23 protein-coding genes, 1 pseudogene and 1 riboswitch are annotated in these 21,705 nt (G+C 46.0%); of the genes and pseudogenes, 23 read left to right on the top strand and 1 reads right to left on the bottom strand.

Annotated features, from left to right (window positions below; genetic code table 11):
• Positions 1–145: 145 nt before the first annotated feature.
• The 22 genes from ACBP55_RS31225 to ACBP55_RS31120 all read left to right on the top strand — a co-directional run bounded on the left by ACBP55_RS31225 (position 146) and on the right by ACBP55_RS31120 (position 20,631).
• Positions 146–637, top strand: coding sequence for an Lrp/AsnC family transcriptional regulator (locus tag ACBP55_RS31225; protein ID WP_029194082.1), 492 nt, complete (start codon positions 146–148; stop codon positions 635–637).
• Positions 638–652: 15 nt separating this feature from the next.
• A complete protein-coding gene (locus tag ACBP55_RS31220) occupies positions 653–1,858 on the top strand; it encodes an aminotransferase class I/II-fold pyridoxal phosphate-dependent enzyme (protein ID WP_029194083.1) in 1,206 nt (401 codons plus the stop codon).
• Between the two features lie 68 nt (positions 1,859–1,926).
• Positions 1,927–2,193: an aspartyl-phosphate phosphatase Spo0E family protein gene (locus ACBP55_RS31215; protein ID WP_464647229.1), complete on the top strand. Its 267-nt coding sequence runs from the start codon at positions 1,927–1,929 to the stop codon at positions 2,191–2,193.
• Between the two features lie 61 nt (positions 2,194–2,254).
• A complete protein-coding gene (locus ACBP55_RS31210) occupies positions 2,255–2,782 on the top strand; it encodes a type 2 periplasmic-binding domain-containing protein (protein WP_268614224.1) in 528 nt (175 codons plus the stop codon).
• A 32-nt stretch (positions 2,783–2,814) separates the two neighbouring features.
• Positions 2,815–2,966, top strand: a riboswitch (cobalamin riboswitch).
• Positions 2,967–3,212: 246 nt separating this feature from the next.
• A complete protein-coding gene (locus tag ACBP55_RS31205; protein WP_464647226.1) occupies positions 3,213–4,229 on the top strand; it encodes an ABC transporter substrate-binding protein in 1,017 nt (338 codons plus the stop codon).
• Between the two features lies 1 nt (position 4,230).
• On the top strand, positions 4,231–5,268 hold the full coding sequence (locus tag ACBP55_RS31200) for a FecCD family ABC transporter permease (RefSeq protein ID WP_029194087.1): 1,038 nt from the start codon (positions 4,231–4,233) through the stop codon (positions 5,266–5,268).
• A gap of 5 nt (positions 5,269–5,273) precedes the next feature.
• Positions 5,274–6,050 carry an ABC transporter ATP-binding protein gene (locus tag ACBP55_RS31195; protein ID WP_464647224.1) on the top strand — a complete coding sequence of 259 codons (777 nt, stop codon included), beginning with the start codon at positions 5,274–5,276 and terminating at the stop codon, positions 6,048–6,050.
• A 23-nt stretch (positions 6,051–6,073) separates the two neighbouring features.
• Positions 6,074–7,147 carry a nicotinate-nucleotide--dimethylbenzimidazole phosphoribosyltransferase gene (cobT, locus tag ACBP55_RS31190; RefSeq protein ID WP_464647222.1) on the top strand — a complete coding sequence of 358 codons (1,074 nt, stop codon included), beginning with the start codon at positions 6,074–6,076 and terminating at the stop codon, positions 7,145–7,147.
• A 65-nt stretch (positions 7,148–7,212) separates the two neighbouring features.
• On the top strand, positions 7,213–7,773 hold the full coding sequence (cobU, locus tag ACBP55_RS31185) for a bifunctional adenosylcobinamide kinase/adenosylcobinamide-phosphate guanylyltransferase (RefSeq protein ID WP_464647220.1): 561 nt from the start codon (positions 7,213–7,215) through the stop codon (positions 7,771–7,773).
• 56 nt (positions 7,774–7,829) lie between these two features.
• Positions 7,830–8,819: an adenosylcobinamide-phosphate synthase CbiB gene (gene cbiB, locus ACBP55_RS31180; RefSeq protein WP_464647219.1), complete on the top strand. Its 990-nt coding sequence runs from the start codon at positions 7,830–7,832 to the stop codon at positions 8,817–8,819.
• Positions 8,792–9,643: an adenosylcobinamide-GDP ribazoletransferase gene (cobS, locus tag ACBP55_RS31175; RefSeq protein ID WP_464647218.1), complete on the top strand. Its 852-nt coding sequence runs from the start codon at positions 8,792–8,794 to the stop codon at positions 9,641–9,643. The genes cbiB and cobS overlap by 28 nt, the downstream gene beginning before the upstream one ends.
• A 461-nt stretch (positions 9,644–10,104) precedes the next feature.
• Positions 10,105–11,214, top strand: a complete 1,110-nt coding sequence (gene cobD / locus ACBP55_RS31170; RefSeq protein WP_464647216.1) for a threonine-phosphate decarboxylase CobD — start codon at positions 10,105–10,107, stop codon at positions 11,212–11,214.
• Positions 11,204–12,808 (top strand): cobyric acid synthase, encoded by a 1,605-nt coding sequence (locus tag ACBP55_RS31165; RefSeq protein WP_464647214.1) that lies wholly within the window; start codon positions 11,204–11,206, stop codon positions 12,806–12,808. The genes cobD and ACBP55_RS31165 overlap by 11 nt, the downstream gene beginning before the upstream one ends.
• A 2-nt stretch (positions 12,809–12,810) precedes the next feature.
• Positions 12,811–13,380 (top strand): cob(I)yrinic acid a,c-diamide adenosyltransferase, encoded by a 570-nt coding sequence (locus ACBP55_RS31160; RefSeq protein WP_464647213.1) that lies wholly within the window; start codon positions 12,811–12,813, stop codon positions 13,378–13,380.
• On the top strand, positions 13,377–14,318 hold the full coding sequence (locus ACBP55_RS31155; protein WP_464647211.1) for an RluA family pseudouridine synthase: 942 nt from the start codon (positions 13,377–13,379) through the stop codon (positions 14,316–14,318). The genes ACBP55_RS31160 and ACBP55_RS31155 overlap by 4 nt, the downstream gene beginning before the upstream one ends.
• 127 nt (positions 14,319–14,445) lie before the next feature.
• Positions 14,446–14,811, top strand: a complete 366-nt coding sequence (locus ACBP55_RS31150) for an arsenate reductase family protein (RefSeq protein ID WP_464647209.1) — start codon at positions 14,446–14,448, stop codon at positions 14,809–14,811.
• Positions 14,812–14,818: 7 nt separating this feature from the next.
• A complete protein-coding gene (locus ACBP55_RS31145; RefSeq protein WP_464647207.1) occupies positions 14,819–15,916 on the top strand; it encodes a site-2 protease family protein in 1,098 nt (365 codons plus the stop codon).
• A gap of 64 nt (positions 15,917–15,980) precedes the next feature.
• The gene (locus ACBP55_RS31140) at positions 15,981–17,156 is read left to right on the top strand and encodes an aminotransferase class I/II-fold pyridoxal phosphate-dependent enzyme (protein WP_464647205.1); all 1,176 of its coding nucleotides are present in this window, start codon (positions 15,981–15,983) and stop codon (positions 17,154–17,156) included.
• 91 nt (positions 17,157–17,247) lie between these two features.
• A complete protein-coding gene (locus tag ACBP55_RS31135) occupies positions 17,248–18,402 on the top strand; it encodes a DNA sulfur modification protein DndB (protein ID WP_029194097.1) in 1,155 nt (384 codons plus the stop codon).
• Positions 18,402–19,586 (top strand): DNA sulfur modification protein DndB, encoded by a 1,185-nt coding sequence (locus ACBP55_RS31130; protein ID WP_464647203.1) that lies wholly within the window; start codon positions 18,402–18,404, stop codon positions 19,584–19,586. The genes ACBP55_RS31135 and ACBP55_RS31130 overlap by 1 nt, the downstream gene beginning before the upstream one ends.
• 402 nt (positions 19,587–19,988) lie before the next feature.
• Positions 19,989–20,267, top strand: a complete 279-nt coding sequence (locus tag ACBP55_RS31125; protein ID WP_029194099.1) for a hypothetical protein — start codon at positions 19,989–19,991, stop codon at positions 20,265–20,267.
• A gap of 13 nt (positions 20,268–20,280) precedes the next feature.
• Positions 20,281–20,631 carry a spore coat protein gene (locus tag ACBP55_RS31120; RefSeq protein ID WP_029194100.1) on the top strand — a complete coding sequence of 117 codons (351 nt, stop codon included), beginning with the start codon at positions 20,281–20,283 and terminating at the stop codon, positions 20,629–20,631.
• Between the two features lie 313 nt (positions 20,632–20,944).
• Here the strand turns inward: ACBP55_RS31120 and ACBP55_RS31115 are convergent.
• Positions 20,945–21,286: pseudogene (locus ACBP55_RS31115) on the bottom strand (transcriptional regulator); the annotation flags it as partial.
• A gap of 117 nt (positions 21,287–21,403) precedes the next feature.
• Between ACBP55_RS31115 and ACBP55_RS31110 the strand changes: the two are divergent.
• On the top strand, positions 21,404–21,631 hold the full coding sequence (locus ACBP55_RS31110; protein WP_464647200.1) for a DUF7667 family protein: 228 nt from the start codon (positions 21,404–21,406) through the stop codon (positions 21,629–21,631).
• The last annotated feature ends 74 nt before the right edge of the window (positions 21,632–21,705 follow it).

The raw sequence follows: 21,705 nt of genomic DNA, 5'->3' as shown, positions 1-21,705 counted from the left end.
TGGCCTTTTTCTTATTTATGAGGTGGAAATTTCGGTTATACAAAAATATTCCGCTCTAAAACAAGCTCAGTAATTGAATTAGGACGGCAATTCATTGTAAGATTAAAGGATGAACGAATCAGATTTCAGAAAGGTAGGTTTAACCATGGATGCTTTGAAGCTAAAAATTCTCGAAATACTGAAGGAAGATGCCCGCAGGAGTGCGGACTTGATCGCCACTATGCTAGGAACGGCGGAGGCCGAGGTGGCGCGAGCGATAAGCGAGATGGAAGCGGATAAGGTCATCGTCAAATACGCGACAGTAGTTAACTGGAGTAAAGTGGATGACGAAAAGGTTACCGCCCTGATTGAAGTGCAAATTACGCCGGAACGCGGACACGGGTTTGATGCTATCGCGGAACGGATCTATTTATATCCAGAAGTCAAATCGGTTTATCTCATGTCTGGCGCCTATGATTTACTTGTGGAAATTGAGGGCAGTTCCCTCAAACAAGTCGCTTCTTTCGTGTCTAACAAGCTTTCACCGATCGATCGCGTACTTTCAACAAAGACGAATTTTATATTAAAAAAATACAAACAAGACGGCATTATATTCGAGGATCAGGAAGACGATCACCGAATGCTCGTTTCGCCGTAAAGAAGAGGGAACGCCATGATCAAAGATGAGATAACGATCCAGCAGAACAAAGTAAAATCGATGCAGGACTACCTCGCTCCTGCCGTACGTGAAATGAAGCCTTCAGGTATTCGGAAGTTTTTTGATTTGGTGAGTAACAGCAAGGAAGATATTATTTCTCTTGGTGTAGGGGAACCGGATTTCTCAACACCTTGGCATGTCCGTGAAGCGGCTGTGCATTCCTTGGAACGTGGTAGAACAAAATACACGCCAAACTCAGGTATTCCTGAGCTTCGTGAAGCGATTGCCGATTACCTTCATACGTCCTTTAAAGTGAAATATGAGCCATCGAATGAAGTCCTTGTTACGGTTGGCGGCAGTGAAGCGATTGACTTAGCTCTCCGAGCTTTAATAACGCCTGGCGACGAGATTCTTATACCTGAGCCTTGTTATATTTCGTATTCTCCAATTACGAGCATAAGCGGCGGCGTAGCTGTTGGGATAGAGACCTTCGCGAAGGACCAGTTTAAGCTGACAGAGAAAGCTCTTCGCGATGCGATTACACCACGCTCCAAAATATTAATTCTCTGCTATCCTAGCAATCCAACAGGCGGTATTATGACCTATGAGGATTGGCTGCCGATTGCCAAAGTCATTGAAGAGAACGATCTTATTGTCATTTCCGATGAAATATATGCAGAGTTGACTTATGGTCAGAAGCACGTGAGCTTCGCGGCTATTCCCGGCATGAAAGATCGGACAATTTTGGTTAGCGGGTTCTCCAAAGCTTTTGCCATGACAGGCTGGCGGATGGGATATGCTTGCGGTCACCATGAGCTTATTTCGGCGATGACCAAAATTCATCAATATACGGTGATGTGCGCACCGGTGATGGGTCAAGTTGCTGCTCACGAGGCGTTGACGAACGGCTTGGAAGAGAAAGATCGGATGATCGAGTCTTATAACCAACGCAGACGTCTGATTGTAAAAGGGTTCCGAGATATTGGTCTCGAATGCCATGAGCCGCAGGGCGCTTTCTATGCATTTCCAAGTATAGTCGCAACCGGATTAACTTCAGAAGAGTTTGCTCAGCGGTTATTATTTGAGTCAAAGGTTGCTGCAGTGCCTGGAGATGTGTTTGGTTTAGGCGGAGAAGGCTTCCTTCGTTGTTCATATGCCTATAGTGTTTCTCAACTAAATGAAGCATTAGAGAGAATTGGTAATTTTATGAGAAAATTGTAATCTATAACGTAAATAAATATGTTCATTATTGATGAAAACTGGTATTCTTGTAGTAAGGAGGGATGAGCATGGCTTTTATGGAATATCAACTATCAACCTATCAAAAACATTTTCAAATTCGTGAACAGGATTTCGGACAACGTTGGTTAACCAAGCGTGCGAAGAAGCAAAACTCCCTTACCTTATTAGAAGAAGAGATTCATTCTCTGCGACGCAGGTTAGAACAGATGGTTTTTGACGGGGAAGAAATGACATCGGAATCCGTCGTTGAATTGAGTACAATGCTAGACCAAAAAATAAATGAATATATGCATAATGGGAAAAAAAGTCGGTGAAAACCGACTTTTCTCACGACTATCGATGGATTCAGATAACAAACGGAGGTACGCTCACAACATGAAAGTGAAATGGCTGTTGGTTATGATGATGGGTCTTATGGTGATGCTTACGGGTTGCGGCGGGCCGAAGCCGGATGTATCTATATTTATTATGGGTGCTAATGGTTTTCCAAGTGAAGCGGGGGACAAGCTGGAGAGTTCATTGAAATCCAAGGTTGGCGAGGTTCCTACAGTCAAAGTCAATACATCCCCTATATTTTCGTTGGAAAAAATGATTGTGGAGCTGGCAGCAGGAGGCAACGGTATCTTCATTCTTGCTGAAGATCAATTCAAATCACTAAGTAATCAAGCAGGTTTCGTTTCTTTGGATGATACGATCAAACCAGAAGATTATCCGGATGGCGTTATTCAAATAGCGGAAGAGGGCAAGCCTGCTGAAAAACATCTTTATGGTATTCCACTTGCAGGAAACAAATGGATGAAAGAGCAAGGTTTTGAAGGGAAAGGCTTGGTAGCTTTTATTCCTCAAAATGCTCCGAAGATGAATGAGTCGAAGCAAGTGCTCAAAGTAATTGCACAAAAGTAACAAGAAGTCTATAATCGACAAATAGATTGATAGTAAAATATGCAGCCATAGGTGCTGGTAAGCTCATTACTAGAGATTGCCACTTAAAAGGGAAGCCGGTTAAAGTCCGGCGCGGTCCCGCCACTGTAATCCAGGCATGAGTTGCCGGGAGAGTCAGGATACCTGCCTATGGTGCCGTTTACGACATCCTTCGAGGAAAAGGATCGCGTTAAATCAGGAAGCAACCGTAAGGGTTGCTGAGCGCCGCGATTTATCGTCCCCTTTGTTCCTTCGAGAACAAAGGGGCTTTTTTGTTAGTTGATAAGAAAGTATAAGTTTTATACTTTTGCTCCACATCAACCTTGACAAACGCGCTCGTCTCTGAGAGACGGCGCAGCCGTTTATCCTTGGGTTCAATCGAAATAAATTGTTCAGAGAGAGGGTTTACCAGATGAAAAGGAATTCAGTAAAAAATGCATTTATTCTTACAGTAGCGCTAGCAACAGCAATGAGTCTCGCAGCTTGCGGTAAAAAGGAAACGGAAATCTCTAATCCGTCTAAGCTTGGCGGGGAGGGGACGAAAGCCCCTGCTGCAACGGCGGCACCAACAACAGCAGCAGCCAAGAAGACGGTTTATCCTTTGAAAATAAAGGATGCTACGGGCAAGGAGTTTACATTTGATAAAGCGCCTGAGCGTATTGCATCTGTCTCCCCGGCGGAGACTGAAGCCCTTTTTGCAATTGGGCTTGAAGCTAATATTGTTGGTGTATCTGATTATGATGATTATCCAGAAGCAGCGAAAACGAAGCCAAAGCTTGGCAGCATAACGAAGCCTAACCAAGAAGCGGTTATCGCAGCAAACGCTAATGTCGTTTTTACGGGGGTTTCGATGAATCCCGATACGGTAGAAAAGCTGCGTGCTTTGAATATCAACGTGTTTAAAGTGGAGCCTAAAACAGTGGATGATGCCATTGCGAATATTCAAACGTACGGAATAATTACGGATCATCAGGAGCAAGCGGAAAAAGTGGTTGCTAAAATGAAAGCGGACCGTCAAAAGGTTGTTAATGCAGTGAAAGACGTGAAGCAAGAGAACAAGAAAAAGGTTTACATTGAATTTGCCCCGGGATGGACAGTGGGCAGTGGCGAGTTTATGGATGAATTGATCAAGATTTCTGGTGGTGTTAACGTTGCAGGGGACAAAAATGGCTGGTACCAAATCAGTGAAGAGAAAATCATTCAACAAAACCCAAGTGTAATTCTGTTCGCTAATGGTGTTGTCGATAGTAAAAGTAAGAAACCACTAGATGAAATTATCCGCACACGAAGCGGTTGGGATGCCATTGATGCCGTGAAGAACAAGCAGGTGATTGGCCTCGACCAAAACATGCTTAGCCGTCCAGGCCCAAGACTGACCGACGGGTTGCTTGAAATGGCGAAAGGCATTTATCCTGAACTGGTGAAATAAAATGAAAAGAAAATTAATGCTATGGGGAGGAGTAGGGGTTATACTCCTTCTTCTTTCTATTGTGGCGAGCTTGTCGCTGGGTACCGCAAATCTCCCGGTCCTGCAAATAGCCAGTATTCTCGCCAAGCATATCCCTTGGCTGGGAGATCACATCCATGCCACTTGGCCGCAGTCGTCCGAACAAATCATCAATAAAGTACGATTTCCACGTGTATTACTGGGGATTCTAGTAGGGGCTTCACTCTCAATCGCAGGGGCAGCCTTTCAAGGTGTGCTGCGCAATCCACTTGCGGATCCTTATGCACTCGGTGTCTCCTCGGGGGCTTCTGTAGGAGCCGCATTTTTAATCTATTTCGGACTGCAAGTAGCGTGGTTTGGGCAATGGTCGATTCCAATTGTTGCCTTCGTAACAGGACTTATTTCTTTATTTCTGGTTCTTAAGCTTGCGCAGATTGAAGGGAAGCTGAAGATGGAGACGCTTATTTTATCAGGCGTGGTCATGCAGGCATTTCTAGGGGCAATCGTATCCTTCATGGTGTCAATTTCCAAACAAGTCATTAATGAAATCATTTTCTGGCTAATGGGCAGCTTGGCCATGCGAGGTTGGTCGTATACGTATATCATTTCGCCCTATTTAATAATCGGTTTTATCGTGCTGCTAAGCTATGCAAGGTCGTTAAATTTACTGTCTTTGGGCGAGCGGCAGGCGTCACATCTCGGTGTGAATGTAGAGCGTACGAAGCTGATTGTGCTTATTGTGGCCACCTTCCTTACTGCTGCTGCGGTATCGGTTGCTGGTGTAATCGGCTTTGTAGGGCTCATCGTGCCGCATTTAGTGCGACTTTTGGTAGGTCCGGATTATCGGTTGATTATTCCATTGTCCGCAATAGGCGGCGGAATCTATGTCCTCTGGGCAGATACACTTGCTCGTACCCTGCTGAGTCCAACTGAAATACCACTTGGGGTCATTACAGCATTTCTGGGCGCGCCATTTTTTGCTTATTTGCTCCATAAGGATAAGAAAACGTTAAGAGGTTGATCAAGATGATTAAAGTGGAGAACCTTTCCCAGAGCTTTAGGGAACAGCAAGTGCTGGAGGACATCAGCTTTGAGATCAAGCAGGGTGAATTTTTTGGCATAATTGGGCCAAACGGCAGCGGTAAGTCGACGCTGCTCCGTCTACTATCAGGGATTGATCCTGTCAAAAACGGACGTGTTGACCTGGGTGGCCGTTTAGTATCCTCCTATTCGAGAAAAGAACTGGCTAAATGGCTTGCTGTTCTCCAGCAGGATGCGCTGCCTCCAGTTGGCTTTACGGTCCGTGAAGTGGTGGAAATGGGCCGCTATCCTTTTCAGAATTGGCTTGGTGAGGAGCCGGCTGATGCCGAAGGTTTAATTGATGGGATTGTCCGGAAGCTGCACTTGGAACCGCTGATAGATCGAACAATCGAGCGCCTTAGCGGCGGTGAACGGCAGCGTGTTTCACTTGCTAAAGTGATGGCGCAGCAGCCGCGGCTGCTTATGCTGGATGAACCAACAACGTTCTTGGATATCGGATATCAAGTACAGATGATGGACTATATCAAGGAATGGCAGCGAGAATCCGAGTTGACGATTGTAGCTGTCCTGCATGACTTGAATTTGGCTGCGCAGTATTGCACACGATTAATGGTTGTACATCATGGCGAGCTTGCGGCGATAGGAACACCAGATGAAATTATTACAAGCGGATTAATCAGCGAAGTGTATGGAACTGAACCGATTGTGCTACAGCACCCCGTTAACGATGCACCGCAAATTTTATTACAGCCCGGAAAATAGTTGAGCTATCGGAGGACACAATCATGAATAAGATGCAAGCAATTATAGATAGCATTAAGCCTGTTCATCAAGATGTGGTGAACCAAGCGAACGAGCATTTGAATCAGTTGACGAAACCGCAAGGAAGTCTAGGGAAACTGGAAGATATTGCGCGTCAGGTTGCCGGAATTACGGGCGAAGTGATGCCGATTTTTGAGAAAAAAGCGGTCATCGTAATGGCTGGAGATCACGGTGTATGTGAAGAAGGGATTAGTGCATACCCGGCGGAAGTAACGCCTCAAATGGTGCTTAATTTCCTTTATGGCGGGGCTGCTGTCAACGTTCTTGCCAGACATGCCGGCGCTGAAGTCGTCTGTGTCGATATGGGGGTTAATGCTGATCTGGAGCACCCTAATCTCCTTTCTCGCAAAGTAAGAAAAGGAACGCGTAATATGGCGCGTGAAGCGGCATTAACGCTGGATGAGACTGTGCAGGCGATACAAGCTGGCGTAGAAGTTGTAGACGAGTTGGTGGAAAAGGGCTATCGACTCTTCGCTATGGGAGAGATGGGGATCGGTAATACAACGGCCAGCGCGGCGATTTTGTGCGCTTTGACGGGCTTGGATGCCAGCATTGCTGTTGGTCGAGGAACAGGTATCGATGATGGCAAATGGCTGCATAAAGTGTCTGTTGTGAATAAGGCGCTGGATGTGAATGAGCTTCGTGTGGATGAGGTGAACACATCAAGCGCAGAGTATGCGCTGGATGTGTTGATGAAGGTCGGCGGACTGGAGATCGCCGGACTTGTTGGCGTGATTCTCGGCGCAGCGAAGAATCGCTGTCCGGTAGTCGTCGACGGCTTCATCTCGTCGGCAGCTGCACTTGTGGCGAGCCGATTAGCACCGCTAAGCGCGTCCTACATGCTCGCCTCGCACTTATCGCAGGAGCAGGGACATGCGAAGCTGCTCGAAGCGGTTGGCCTCGCAGCGATGCTGCAGATGGATATGCGCCTGGGCGAAGGAACAGGCGCGGTGCTTGCCTTTAACTTGATCGATGCCGCAGGCAAGATCATGAAGGAAATGGCGACATTCGAGAGCGCAGGCGTGTCGCGGGGTTAGAGGCTTGGCTGCAGCGATGATTCGTTAGCTTACGCAGTAAGTGAAGAGAGGGAGGCGAAGGCGCCATGGCGGTTTTGGTTACGGGCGGCGCGCGCAGCGGCAAGAGTTCTTTCGCGGAGAAGCTCGCTATGCATGGCAGCGAGCGAGGGATTTATATCGCGACTTCCCACATCTACGATGAGGAAATGAAGGAGCGGGTTGAGCTGCATCAGCAGATGAGGCTTGCCTCGGGGTATCTCTGGGATACCCGGGAGGAGCCTTTCCAACTGCGGGAATTACTGCTCCACCTGCAGGAGAGCGTGGAGGATGCCGTGGTCTTGGTCGACTGTTTGACGCTTTGGCTGTCCAACTGGTTGCTCCAACATGAGGGGGAAGTAGATGCTTCTGCTCGGGTAATGAAACGTATAGACGAGCTTGTAGAAGCCGTGTCCTCCTACCGTGGACACCTTATCTTGGTTACGAATGAAGTAGGTGACGGCATTGTGCCGGAATATCCGCTTGGCCGCAGTTTTCGTGATTTGGCAGGACGAATGAATCAACGCTTAGCTGAGGCGTGTGAGCAGGTATTCCTTGTCACGGTTGGCATACCCATGGAGCTCAAAAGCAGAGCTTATCGACTGGAATAATCGACTGGAATAAATACTGGAATAAATAAGTCTTTAAGCATAGAACGGTGATCAATATGTGGATATATTCTTGGCAGGAAATCGTTAGTATGACGGCTGCTGCCATTGCGCTGGACTGGTTAATTGGTGATCCGAAGTGGCCTACACACCCGGTTATTCTCATCGGACGCTTCATTCGCTGGGTAGAAGGCAAGTTACATAGAGGAAAAGAGACATCAGTTATCTCGTCTGGATGGGTGCAAACAAAGGGTGTCATGCTTACTGTTTCTACTGTAGTGCTGAGCTTTTGCGTGATGCTGCTGCTTATTCTTGCTGCTCGCTCGATCCATGAGTGGCTCGGATACTTGGTCTCTACATGGTTCATTTCCACAACGATAGCTATAAAAGGATTAAAGGATGCCGCATATTTAGTTTACAATCCGCTGCGTGCAGGTAATCTCACAGATGCTCGTAAGTACACGGGCTACATCGTAGGCCGCGATACGGATGAGCTCGGCGAGGAAGAACTGACGCGCGCGGTCGTGGAGACCGTGGCGGAGAACATCGTCGACGCGGTCATCGCGCCTTTGTTCTATGCGCTGATCGGCGGTGCGCCGCTAGCGATGCTGTACCGGGCATCGAATACGCTGGATTCGATGGTCGGCTACCGAAATGACAGATACCGTCATTTCGGCTGGGCGTCGGCCCGCTGGGACGACGTTATGAACTGGATCCCGGCTCGGCTCACCGGCCTCCTGTTGATCCTCGTCGCCCTGCTGCAGCCGGGCCTCTCGGCGAAGCGCGCAGCGGCAGCAATTCGCCGCTTCGCGCATTTGCACCCCAGCCCGAATAGCGGAATTCCGGAGTCGGCGGTAGCCGGGGCACTCGGAATTGAGCTCGGCGGGCTGAACGTCTATGGCGGCGCTGCGAGTGAGCGCGCTCGCCTGGGCTGGCCGCTGCGTCCGCGAACGCAGCAGGATATTGTTTACGCCGTGAGGATGCTCTACGGCGTCAGCTTTGTAGTGATGGGAGGATTGCTGTGCATACTACTCGTACTGTTTTACTAGACTGGCTGCGTGCTTGCATAGCAGCCTTTCAGTTTTTAACCCGTTTGCCCATTCCTGTGCAAATTGACTATACGAACCGAGTATTCCAAAGAAGCGTGATATTTTATCCGCTAGCGGGTTTCGTCATCGGTCTTCTTTTACTCCTAGCAGGCGAGGGGTTAAGCCTCATCCTGCCTGCGATGCCCGCAGCCGTTCTGCTGCTTGGGTTCTGGATCGTCTTAACAGGGGGACTGCATTTAGACGGGCTAATGGATACCGCTGATGGTATTCTTAGCCACAGACCCCGCGAGCAAATGCTAGAAATCATGAAAGACAGTCGCGTTGGCGCCATGGGTGTCATCGTATGTGTTCTCCAACTGCTCCTCAAATTTTCGCTTCTTTACACCTTGCTAGATACTGGTGGGATGGGCGGCGTAAGCTTCTTACTTGCGGTCGTGCCCATCTGGAGCCGCTGGTTTATGGTTGCAGCTATTCATGGTTGGCCATATGCCCGGCGAGACTCGGGATTAGGTAGTTTTTTTCGCGGAGTTACCAAATGGCATGTGACTTTGTCTAGCCTAGTAGCTCTCTTTACTACTACGCTTTTTATTGCAATTTTTTCCATGTGGCAAGCTGACTCTGGCGTTACATTGTTCTCCTTCACCAATGGTTTAACTATCATATTTAGCTTTGCTATAGGCACAATTCTAATTGGTTGGATTTTGGCCACGTATATAAGTCGTAAATTGGGCGGTTTAACTGGTGATACATACGGTGCATTGAACGAGCTTCTCGAAACTCTACTTTTATTGGGCATTGCCATTTTCGCAACTTCCCAGATGTAGGTTTGAAACATCCCGAACAAGAAATATGCCTTGGGGATAAATCAGCAGCTTCGTGAGGGCAGATGGGCTATCGTGGTTACCAATGTTGTATTTTCTACAACATTTATCACGCCAAAAGGATATTTTGCAACTTGAAGTTGCATTTCGTACAACATTTTGAGCACTTTTGTTGCGAAATGGTCTATATTGGGCCAAATTGTTGTACATTATGCAACAATGAAGGGAGAGAGGCGAGATTTAGGCATAAATTGTTGCACTTTCTACAACATCATTCAACTGCGAATATGAATTCATTCATCCAGCAACCTAAATTCTGCTTATAAGACGATTGATCCCGATTTAAGACAAATCAATGTAGAGCAAGATTGGTCGAATGAATCGACGGTCTCGTTTGTACAACATTTCGAACTCAATGGATTCAAATGTATATAACGCATCCCAACGAGAAAGGAGTGAATATCATGCTAGAACGCTATGGGCATGGTGGCGATCTCTGGACGGCAGAAGAAGCCTTTGGCCGTCCGAAGGAGCAATTCTTGGATTTCAGCTCGAATATGAATCCGTTAGGTCCTCCTTCGATTGTGCAGCATATTCTCAGAGACGGGTGGCGCGATATGGTCAAATATCCCGACCCCGCCGTGCGTGAGCTGAGAAGCAAGCTTTCGTTGAAATATGATATCGAGGTGGACAGTATACTGGTTGGCAACGGGGCTGCGGAACTGATCGATCTGACTGTGCGAGTGTTAAGGCCATCTATAACCGGATTAGCGAGGCCTTCTTTTAGTGAATATGAGGAAGCAGTTCATAAATCAGGCGGCGGTATTTACAACATCCCTCTATCATCAATTCACAATTTTGAATTGCAGAAACAAGATATCGAAACCGCCTATTCGGCCGTTGACTTGTTCTTTCTAGGTCATCCGAATAATCCAACAGGGAAACTGGTTCCTCGTCAGGTGTTGGACATGCTTATGCAGAGTAACCGTACATTGGTGCTCGATGAGGCATTTATGGATTTTGTACCGAATGAGCAAGAACACTCTTTCCTGAAACTCGCTTCCACAAGTCAGCAGCTTGTCATCATCCGTTCGATGACGAAATTTTATTCCATCCCGGGTATACGTTTAGGCTTTATGGTGGCTCACCCCGATAGGATTCGGCAAATCCAACAACTTCAGGTGCAGTGGAGCGTAAACTATTTGGCTCAGCGCATCGGAACAGCCGTGCTTGATGATGTGGATTTTGAGCAGTCCAGCCGGCAGTGGCTGAAGGAAGAGAAGCCATGGCTCACTCGGCAGCTCGAGCAATTAGGTCTTGAAGTCGTACCTAGTGATGTGAATTTTTTGCTTTTTTCATTTCCTGAGGGGATGGGTATCGATGTGAAGATGGCCCAGAAGCATTTGGGTCAGCAAGGGATATTGATCCGAGATGCTTCCCTTTTTGAAGGTCTCCATAAACGCTATTGCCGGGTTGCGATACGTCTTCGCGAAGATAACGAACGGTTAATAGCTGCTTTACATCACATGATGGCCGAATTCATGCAGAACCGGGGGCAAGCTGATGACGAATAAGACTGTGCAAGCTGCAACACTGATGGTTCAGGGCACAGCTTCCGACGTGGGTAAAAGCATTCTAACGGCCGCATTGTGCCGCATTCTTGTTCAAGACGGTTGGCAAACGGCGCCATTTAAGTCGCAAAATATGTCCCTTAATTCGTATGTTACTTTTGATGGCAAAGAGATTGGCCGAGCGCAAGGGGTGCAGGCGGATGCCTGTCGTATTTTAGCCACAACGGATATGAACCCAATCCTGCTTAAGCCGAAGCAAGACATGGTTGCTCAGGTTGTAGTTCACGGGAAGCCATACTCGGATCTAGATGCCAGGACGTATAGAGAGTCCTATTTGCCGCAGGCTGAAGTCATTGTTAAGGAAGCTTTACTCCGGCTGCGCAGTCAATATGATGTAGTGGTGCTGGAGGGGGCGGGAAGCCCTGCTGAGGTTAATTTGAAGGACCGCGATATTGTAAATATGCGGCTAGCGGGCTGGGCGGATGCTCCTGTACTTCTTGTCGCTGATATTGATCGTGGAGGCGTATTTGCCTCAATTGTAGGCACTTTGGAGATCTTGACACCGGAGGAAAGAGATCGGGTTAAAGGCTTTATTATTAATAAGTTTCGCGGAGATGTTAGTCTTCTGAAGCCGGGCTTGGATTGGTTAGAAGAGAGGACAGGGAAACCTGTTCTTGGGGTCATTCCCTATCTGCCGCAGTTAGGCATAGAGGATGAGGATTCGGCTTCATTAGATTCCAAGCGCATGCAGAGCAAGCGGAATGAGAACTCTCAAGGGAAACAGGCTGATCAGTTGGATATCGCGGTCATTCGCTTGCCACGCCTCTCTAATTTTACGGATTTCGATCCTCTGCAAGAGGAGAAAGATGTCCATTTCCGCTATATTACACACCTTTCCGAGTGGGGAGAGCCGGACGTCGTATTGCTGCCGGGCAGTAAGAATACGATGGATGATTTACGATATTTGAACGAATCTGGTCTGGCAGAACGAGTAAAGGCTTTTGCGCAAATAGAGAATGGTTGGGTCGCCGGTATTTGTGCAGGCTATCAGATGCTAGGCGCCAAGCTGCTGGATCCAAACGGCTACGAATCAGATCATCCTGAGCTGGAGGGGCTAGGGCTTTTACCAACGGAGACGGTATTTACTTCCGATAAACGGACCATTCAAGTTCAGGGAAGCAGCACACTTTTTGCTGAAGATAGCACTGAGATTGTCATTGATGGCTATGAAATCCACATGGGGCGGACGCGTTATTTGCAAGAAATGGTGACGCCTTTCCAGATTAAGGCTCTTACCAGCCTTGATAAGGATAGCTCTGACAACGTTCTGCACGGAGACGGGGCAGCTGCGGATCATGGGCGTGTTTGGGGGACGTATTTACATGGAATATTGCATAATGATGACTTCCGCAGAGCCTGGTTAAATCGTATTCGCAAGCATACAGGATTATCCCTCATCGAGGGCGGACTTCGTTTTAAAGAACGTCGAGAGGCTGCTTTCGATAGATTGGCTGACCACGTTAGATGTCACTTGGATATGAATCGTGTTTATGAGATGATGGAGTTATCAAAGCCTTGGAAAAGGGAGGATGTTTGAAAATGAAAATTTATACTCGAACTGGTGATGCGGGGCAGACAGGCGTAATCGGTGGCCGTGTGGATAAAGACGATGTTCGTGTTGAAGCTTATGGCACAACAGATGAACTGAATTGTTATGTGGGCCAGGCGATGAGCTTTATGGATCCAGAGAAATATCCTGATTTACTCCCGGATTTGCTGCAGGTGCAGCATGAACTGTTTGATTGCGGCTCAGATCTTGCACTCTTGAAGCAGGAGCTGCGTCCTTATAAAGTAACAGCCGAAATGGTCGATATGTTGGAGACTTGGATTGATAAATACGATGCTGAAACTCCGGATATTACAAGATTCATTTTGCCGGGCGGCGGAACCGTTTCATCCACACTTCATGTTTGCCGTACCGTTTGCCGTAGAGTCAAACGCCGGGTGGTAACGCTTGCTAGAACACAGCCAATTAATCCAGAAGTCCGCAGATACTTGAACCGACTGTCCGATTTATTCTTCACCATTGCCCGCACTGCGAATCACCGTGAAGGAATTACGGATGTGGAATATGTGCGAAGCGCTGAGGTGTTTAGACGTAAATCATGAGTTATTATGAACCGTTAGTATACATCGTACCGCCGGAGGAAGAGGGCTTCATTCTCAAGACGGTGCTGCAAAAAAGATTGATGGTCTCACGCAAATTGCTATCCCGTATTAAGCTGACCGAGCAGGGCATAACGGTGAATGGGGTTAGACAATACATCAACATTAAGGTGAAAGCTGGCGATCGTGTAGAAATTCGCATGGAAGAAGAGCAATCCGAGGATATCTTACCGCAGGATCTTCCACTGCACATTCTGCATGAAGATGAGCATCTGTTGATATTAGCCAAAGATGCGGGTATCATCGTACATCCGACGCATGGGCATTATTTGAACACAATCGCCAATGGCGTTGTGTATTATTGGCAGCAAGCGGGCATTACGTGCCGTTTCCGCCCCATTCATAGGCTTGACCAAGAAACCTCAGGTGTATTGGCAATCGCAAAGACACCCTATGTGCACCAGCAAATATCTGAGCAGATGATTCAGCATCAGGTGAAAAAAGAATACCTAGCCTTTGTGTGGGGAGTCGTCACAGCGCAAAGCGGAACGATCAATGAACCTATTGATCGCGATCCTGAACAGCCGCATATTCGCATCGTTACCGCTGACGGATATTCGGCCGTAACTCATTATGAGGTCGTGGAACAATTTGCGCATGCCGCTTTAGTTCGGATATGGCTTGAAACCGGTCGAACACATCAAATCCGTGTGCACATGCGGTATTTGGGTCATCCGCTGCTTGGAGATAAAATGTACACACTTCCTGAGTTTGAGCAGAGTTTATCAGCAGCAGAAGCCAGTGAACGACTGGGTCGTCAGGCTTTGCACGCGTATAAACTGGGCTTTGTGCATCCAGGAACAAGGGAATGGACGGAGTTTCATGCTCCTCTGCCTGCGGATTTAACTGTTTTGCAAGCATGGCTGCAGGAAAGTAAGTAATTAAACAGAAACCATCTCTTTTTAGGATGGTTTTTCTTTGTTATAACTTGACTTTCCGTATCAATTAGCTCAGAATTTTAAGTAGTTCGTTTCATTTCAACTTAGACTTAAAGGAGCTTTAAACATCATGGGAGTAAAAATATTTTGTTACGATAAATGCGGGACATGCCGTAGTGCCGTAAAGTGGCTGAAGAATCATCATGTAGATATTACAGAAAGTGTCCCTTTATTCGAAACGCCGCCTTCTGCCAAGGAATTGGCTAAGCTGCTTAGTGATAGCGGTCTGGAAATTAAAAAGTTTTTTAATACTTCCGGAGAAGTATATAAAGAGATGAGTCTGAAAGACAAGCTTTCCAGCATGTCGCAAGAGCAAATGCTCGAATTGCTCGCCTCAAACGGCAGGTTGATTAAGCGTCCGATCGTAACCGATGGCCATAAAGTAACTGTTGGCTTCAAGGAAGCAGAGTATGATGAAGTATGGGCGAAGGGGTGATCATAGGTTGGAAGAGAAGAAGAAACCAGCAGGTAAAAAGTCACCGCTAGCCATTGGAGGTTTCATAGCCGTTCTATTATCACAAGGAAAGCTGCTCTTAGGCTTACTAAAGCTTGGTAAGGTTGGCGGAGCCATCATTTCGATGTTCATTACAGTTTGGGCCTATGCCTATCTGGCTCCGCTGCCCTTTGCAATTGGCATTGTTCTGATGATTCTCATCCATGAGTTAGGTCATGTTTTCGCTGCCAAGATAAAGGGGCTTCCCGTGTCAGCTCCCGTATTTATTCCTTTTCTTGGAGCACTGATTACAATGAAAAAGAATCCTTCCGATGCTGCAACAGAAGCGTTTATTGGCATAGGTGGTCCTATTCTGGGGACTGTTGGTGGCGTTGCCGCTTTTGGTTTGGGCGTATATATCAATTCTCCTGTCATTGTCTCGGTTGCCTACGCTGCATTCTATTTAAATTTAATTAATTTACTCCCCATTCATCCACTAGATGGAGGGCGAATTTCTACAGCAGTAACTCGTTGGCTATGGATTCTGGGTTTAATCGGCGGTTTGGTATTTATTTACTATATAAATAGCCGTGTAAGTCAACTTATTTTCTTTGTCATATGGGCTATGTTTGCTTGGGACTTGTATAAAAAATTCGTGAAATACAGAAATCGAGAAGAGATTCTTTCGGTTTCGACTCGGTTCGATTTTAGGGCTGATCATCTGCTCCAACAGGGATATATCATTCCAGGCGAAAATCATACACGAGATCTTGAATATACGACTTATTCGGATTTACAGGGCCCTGGGGAGAGTAGACAAACTATTGTGTTGTATTGGCAGGGGATCGGATTCGAGGGTCATGCGTTATTGCCTCAGCAATCCATTATTAAAAGGGTTCAATTAACCAAAGTGGAACGTATGCAGAAAGAGACGGGGTTTTATTTAGGGTTGCAAGTAAAAGTGGATTATACACCTCTAGGGATACAGGAGCTTTATTATGAAGTCCCTGCGAAAACTCGTTGGAAATTCGGAATTGCTTATCTTGCGCTCGTATTGTTTTTGCTTTATATGATTAGACTTGTTCATCAAGTTGGAATTATCGGCTGATGAGGTACACTCGCCCTATTAATTAATGATATGAAGTGAATTCATTATAAAGAGGATATGAACCATGAAAATTACAGGATCAAAGCGACTTAGTCAACTAGGATCGGCTATTTTTTCAGAAGTAGCAGATTGGAAGAGAGAGGTTATGAACCAAGGGGTAGACGTCATAGATTTAGGTATAGGAAGTCCTGATCTACCTCCTTCTGATCGAATTATTGAAGCGATAACAGAGGCCGTTCGCAACCCTGCGCATTACGGTTATCCTACATCTGAAGGAAGTTTAGCGTTTCGAGAAGCGGTTGCCCGATGGTACCGCTATCGATTCGGTGTGGAGCTGAGTCCGGAAAGTGAAATATTGACTCTGATGGGCTCACAAGATGGTCTTGCTCACTTAGCGCTTTCACTCTGTGATCCTGGGGACATGGCCATTGTCCCTGATCCAGGTTACCCCATATATTCGGCAAGTCTCGTGCTTGCGGGAGTCGAACCTTACTTGCTGCCGCTGCGCGCAGAACACAACTTTTTACCCCAATTAGAGGACATTCCAGTAGACGTGGCTGCTAAGGCTAAATTCATCCTGCTTAACTATCCAAGCAATCCATTGTCTGCTGTTGCAGATCGCGCTTTCTTTGAGCATTTGATTACCTATGCCAAGAAGCACGACTTGCTTGTCGTACACGATCTTGCCTACTCCGAAATGGCTTTTGACGGTTACCGGCCAATAAGCATTTTGGAGATAGAAGGCGCTAAGGAGGTTGCTGTCGAGTTTCATTCACTGTCAAAAAGTTTTAATATGGCTGGTTGTCGAATCGCTTTCCTAACCGGAAATGCAGGCGCCGTGAATGCTCTAAAAACGCTGAAATCCAATATCGATTACGGTGTATTCAGTGCCATTCAAGCGGCTGGAATTGCAGCATTAGAGGAAGACATGGCGCATAATCACTCTGTTGCCCATGTGTATGAAAGAAGACGAAATGTGTTTATCTCGGCGCTAGCGGAAGCGGGTTGGATCATACCACCACCCAAGGCAACAATGTTTATATGGGCTCCAATTCCAAAAGGATGGACATCTCGACAAATTTCCCGGGAAATGTTATATCATGCTGGTGTTGTCGTTATTCCTGGAGACGCTTTCGGGGCCGAGGGAGAAGGCTTTGTGCGAATTGCATTGGTACAAGAAGAGGGTCGATTACTTGAGGCGGCAAAGCGAATAGGAGATTGGCTTCGCACGTTAGAATGAAAATTAGAGATATTGGTAAAAATAGGAGAATGAGAGACATATAGATGTTTACGTAATGAAATAAAACTTATTTGTTGAAAGGGGTAAGCATATGGATGCCATTTCCTCATTATCGGAGCTTTTAGCTGACCAGAAGCCTTCATCGTTCGTAGAAATTCCCGGAATTCTGGGGCAAACATTTGGGCAAGCGACAATTGCAGCTACACTGCCTATGAGCAAACTATTTTCAATCTATGAAGTTGATTTAGAAGTTCAACGTGCGATTATTCCGCGTAATCTTTCTAAACTAATTGATTACGTTAATTTGTATTTAGAAGATCGCCAACCTATTTATTTCCCGGGAATCATTTTCTCGGCAAGAGGTGCAGGTCACTATGACGAAGATCAACAAGCGCTTCGTTTGCAGCCTATTGAGAAATTGTATGTCGTGGATGGTCAGCATCGTTTGGCCGCTTTCCAGCGCATAATGGAGACGTTACAAAGTCAAATGGCTCGTGCCAAGGATCGTCGTGAGTACGACAAGATGGAAGAGATCACAGAGAAACTGCGCCGTTTGTACGCGTTCCCTATCTCAACCATGACCTATTTGGACATTAATGCTCGTCAAGAACGTCAATTGTTCTCCGACATTAATAAACTTCCGCGTAAGCTAGGTGGCAACCTGGCGGTACTTCGCGATCAGCGCAGATTCTATCACGTTGCTGCGTCGGAGCTTGCAGCCAAAGCGCCAGCTATGCAGAAGCTGACCGTAGATATGTTCTCTGAACGCGGCAAGTCCCCTGAGTATTTGTTCTCCTACCACTTGCTGATCGAAATATTGATTGCTTTGTTTGAAGGCAGAATGAAATCAGCAGCGCGTAATAATGGCTATCAATATGAGGATAAAGAGCTGCAAGATCTGGTATCCTTGGCGGGAACCTATTTCAACGGCTTGTTGAATTACTTGCCCGAACCAGCTAAGGGTGAAATCGTATGGTCGGAGAATATCCAAATTGCACTAGCCATGTTTGTGCATGAAGAAGCTACGAAACCAGGTAAATTTAATCGCTATGCACTTGAGCACGTGTTGAAAATACTTCCGCATGTGAATTGGAATAACATTTACGCGGGTGAAGAGAAGGATCGGTTGCCGAGACGGACTCGCATTATGAAAGCCTACAACCATATCAAAAACTTTTATCAAGATCAGAATGCATTTCTCATCAGCGATGCCGATTCTTATAATTCCAAGGAGGACGTGAGCTAATGGAAGGATTACGCCTTAAGATGACCATTCATCCTTTTTGCGATAAGTTCGGACTTTCAACCGTAGCTTTACGCGTTCAGGATCTGTTGAATTATACGATGATTGACCCTATGGTGCAGCGTAAGCTGAGCAACATGCAAAGACGCAAAATCTCCACCTATTTGCAAGAGCGGGAGCTCGATCATGTGTTCTTCGGACCGGTTACGCTGTCATTGCGTGAAGTGAATCAGCTGTCCAAGGGCGAGAAGGAATTCCTTCTGAAGCATGGATCTAAGCTGTCTATTTTGGACGGTCAGCATCGTATCTTAGCGCTTGGCTATGTGAATGATCAGATGCAAAAGGAAGTTAGACGTTATGAGAAAAAATTAGTGGTTCTAAAGATCAAACAACGGAAGTTCCCAGAGGATGCTGAAATTAAGCAAGAGGTTGAGGAAACAGAAGGTACCATTAATCAGCTTGAGGGAAGACGTCTAGATTTGATGGAAACACAGCTTGCTGTACAAATCTATATTGGCTTAACCGAGGAAGAAGAGCAGCAGTTGTTCGGCGACATTAACTCTAAAGTCCAGCTGGTGAGTAAAGAGCTTGGTCATTCCTTCGATTCCATTGACCCGTTAAATCTGGTTATTCAACAAGTTGTCGATCATAATGTGTATCTCAAAGCAGCCGGTGTTGAGCGTCGCAACAACTTGACTTCGTTCAATCGGAACTTTACTTGCTTCAGCTGGTTATATGCGACGGCGACGATGCTCTTTTCAGGCAGAATGCAGCCATCTTATGAGCTTCAGCGTAAAATTCGCCACGATCCATCGACGTATGTAGAAATTTTGCACCAATTTTTTAATACGCTCCTGCCGATGATGCCAGAGCAACCAGGCTTGGCGCAGTATACATCTGCCAATCGTGTGATTCAAGAAAGTATCGCGCTGTATGCTAATCGCTTCTTATTCCCGAACGGGGAGTATAACGAGGAATGGACGAATGCCTTGCAGATTCTGGATGGCTTCGATTGGTCTCATGACAATGAGGAATTGATTTACGTATTTGGCGCGTTGGATAACGGTAAGATCAATCTCATCCACGAGAAATCGCTGAAAAAGCATGTAAAGCTTGTTCAATTCTTCCTTGAAGGCACGGATAGCGGAAGTGCAAATGAGGATGATGTAGCTTCGTCTGCTTCATAAAACATTAGACAAATGAGAGATTTGATCTCATTTGTCTTTTTTTTGTTTAAGGGGCTTGGGGGGAGAATGAATGCAAATGTGACTGACTTTTTCCCATTTTTGGGGAATTGTTGTATTTCCTGCAACATTCTCCCTGGACAGAGATGATTAGTTGAATAATGTTGTACAAAACACAACATTGCTTTCAGCCACAAAGTGGTCAAAATCCAAGGGTTCCCGCGTGAAACTGTTCACCTAAAAAGGTTGGGAAATGAACGGAAAGAAGCTGACTGTGCCTGTTTACACGAGAGTGATTTTAAATTTGAACTGGAAGAGGGCTGTTCCTGATTATCCAAACTTTGTCATAAAAATTTATTAATATGTGCATGCTATACGTATTCTCAAAAAAACAAAGGAGACAACATGCAAACTCAACAAGAACAACAACAAAACGCCATTATGCAGGTACCACCTCAGGTAATTACAACCAAGGACTCTCAGTATTTAAAGGACCAATTATCGTGGGAGCTCTTAGCCATGAAAAAATGCCGCCATTTTGCACAGGAATGCTCGGATTCAGAAATTAGACAATTGATTGATAAGGCCGGTCAAATGCATCAAAAACATTACATGCTCTTATTGAAACACCTGCAAAACAATAATACAGAGGAAATGAAAAAAGTTCCTCAAACACAACAATGAAGGAGGATCGTATATGAATCAGAATCCACAAGTCATCAAGAATCCTAAACCTGCCAATGAGCCGCAAGTCAAAGGTCCCGAATTGAATGATCGTGACCGGGTAAACGATATTTTGGCGACGGAAAAATACTTAACGGATAGCTTTAACGTATCTGCCAGAGAAGCAAGTCACACTTCCCTACACCAGGATATTATGACGATTTTGAACGAGACACATCAATGTCAATATGAACTATTTGAAATGATGTTCAGAAAAGGGCACTACAAATTAGAGGCCGAAGAACAAACGAAACTGGATCAAGCCTTTCAACAGTTTTCTAATTATTCAACGCAATTCCCATATCAAGGCACAACCATTCAGTAGAGGTTGCTTGCGGCAGGAATTGATGCTCTCATCGTGAACACAAAAAGACACCATTTTTGGTGTCTTTTTGTGTTCATTGGAAATGTGCTACTCCGATCTGTCTACGTCGAGTTTTCTTCGTCAGCCCCACTTGTAATGTCATTGCTAACGAACCGTATTGTACTTATACATGAGAATACACCTTCTCGATTGATTTAACGAACACCAGTGACGTTATGGAGTAGAGTATAGGCTGAATGCTAATCTTTTGCTTAAAATAGCGCATCTTGAATTCGTAACAACTCCAGATCTATGCTCTTTGATCAAATTAGAATTATTGAGTTCGTAAGGCGTAAGAACGATAACGTTGCCTACCGCTGGCTACAAACAGAAGTTGGTACTCAACTAACTTGTGAAGAATCCGCCTCGCATGCTGGTCTGTAATTCGTAAATGGGAAGACAACTCTGATGGCGTAAATGGACGAGGTATCTGTCTCGCGTAACGGATCGTTTCAGTTTCAAGCCAGGTCAAATTTTTAGGCACATCCATCGCAATGAACTTCCCACTAAAGGAAAGAACAAACTGCTGGCAACGTTTGGGTTCATCCGTAATGGAAAGATAGGCAATCGGCATAAAGATCCAATCGTCAAGTGCTAATCAACAATGCCGCCAACATTGCTTTTCCGAAGTTAGACCAGATGATCAAAATGCTGCACATATTGTTTCAGTCTTCCCATTTTTGACCATACTGCATAATGTAGCTACTCAACTAGCAGGAGGGTATCCCAGACCATGTTGGCCGTTCATCAACGTATGGCGGAGTTATGGACATTACGCAGAGCGCGAGAGTTAACACGAGCAGAGCAAGATGAATTACTGCTGTGTATGGAAGCTAACGCGACATATGTATGGCACCGTTTGAAACTGGAAAATTTATCGCTCTGTGCTTCGCTAACCGGAGACTATGATTGGCTGCATGAAATTTGCGAGCGCATCGAAAAGCTTGAACCCAAGCACTGACCTATCCGGTCGGTGCTTTTTTCCTTTTCTGCAAGAGAGTGGACAGGTATAATGGTAGTAGTCTAAATCTAAGG

It is taken from the genome of Paenibacillus sp. WG02 (assembly GCF_055396115.1).
The sequence above is the reverse complement of the archived record's forward strand: the minus strand, read 5'-3'. Positions and strand labels throughout refer to the sequence as shown.

Bases quoted from the DNA above. Each gene is read 5' to 3' on its own strand.
- ACBP55_RS31120 (WP_029194100.1), top strand. From the start codon at position 20,281: ATGAATCAGAATCCACAAGTCATCAAGAATCCTAAACCTGCCAATGAG.
- ACBP55_RS31205 (WP_464647226.1), top strand. From the start codon at position 3,213: ATGAAAAGGAATTCAGTAAAAAATGCATTTATTCTTACAGTAGCGCTA.
- ACBP55_RS31220 (WP_029194083.1), top strand. From the start codon at position 653: ATGATCAAAGATGAGATAACGATCCAGCAGAACAAAGTAAAATCGATG.
- ACBP55_RS31125 (WP_029194099.1), top strand. From the start codon at position 19,989: ATGCAAACTCAACAAGAACAACAACAAAACGCCATTATGCAGGTACCA.
- ACBP55_RS31210 (WP_268614224.1), top strand. From the start codon at position 2,255: ATGAAAGTGAAATGGCTGTTGGTTATGATGATGGGTCTTATGGTGATG.
- ACBP55_RS31135 (WP_029194097.1), top strand. From the start codon at position 17,248: ATGGATGCCATTTCCTCATTATCGGAGCTTTTAGCTGACCAGAAGCCT.
- cobD (WP_464647216.1), top strand. From the start codon at position 10,105: ATGCTAGAACGCTATGGGCATGGTGGCGATCTCTGGACGGCAGAAGAA.
- ACBP55_RS31200 (WP_029194087.1), top strand. From the start codon at position 4,231: ATGAAAAGAAAATTAATGCTATGGGGAGGAGTAGGGGTTATACTCCTT.
- ACBP55_RS31225 (WP_029194082.1), top strand. From the start codon at position 146: ATGGATGCTTTGAAGCTAAAAATTCTCGAAATACTGAAGGAAGATGCC.
- ACBP55_RS31215 (WP_464647229.1), top strand. From the start codon at position 1,927: ATGGCTTTTATGGAATATCAACTATCAACCTATCAAAAACATTTTCAA.
- ACBP55_RS31110 (WP_464647200.1), top strand. From the start codon at position 21,404: ATGTTGGCCGTTCATCAACGTATGGCGGAGTTATGGACATTACGCAGA.
- cobU (WP_464647220.1), top strand. From the start codon at position 7,213: ATGGCGGTTTTGGTTACGGGCGGCGCGCGCAGCGGCAAGAGTTCTTTC.
- cbiB (WP_464647219.1), top strand. From the start codon at position 7,830: ATGTGGATATATTCTTGGCAGGAAATCGTTAGTATGACGGCTGCTGCC.
- ACBP55_RS31130 (WP_464647203.1), top strand. From the start codon at position 18,402: ATGGAAGGATTACGCCTTAAGATGACCATTCATCCTTTTTGCGATAAG.
- ACBP55_RS31160 (WP_464647213.1), top strand. From the start codon at position 12,811: ATGAAAATTTATACTCGAACTGGTGATGCGGGGCAGACAGGCGTAATC.
- ACBP55_RS31140 (WP_464647205.1), top strand. From the start codon at position 15,981: ATGAAAATTACAGGATCAAAGCGACTTAGTCAACTAGGATCGGCTATT.
- cobT (WP_464647222.1), top strand. From the start codon at position 6,074: ATGAATAAGATGCAAGCAATTATAGATAGCATTAAGCCTGTTCATCAA.
- ACBP55_RS31195 (WP_464647224.1), top strand. From the start codon at position 5,274: ATGATTAAAGTGGAGAACCTTTCCCAGAGCTTTAGGGAACAGCAAGTG.
- ACBP55_RS31165 (WP_464647214.1), top strand. From the start codon at position 11,204: ATGACGAATAAGACTGTGCAAGCTGCAACACTGATGGTTCAGGGCACA.
- ACBP55_RS31150 (WP_464647209.1), top strand. From the start codon at position 14,446: ATGGGAGTAAAAATATTTTGTTACGATAAATGCGGGACATGCCGTAGT.
- ACBP55_RS31155 (WP_464647211.1), top strand. From the start codon at position 13,377: ATGAGTTATTATGAACCGTTAGTATACATCGTACCGCCGGAGGAAGAG.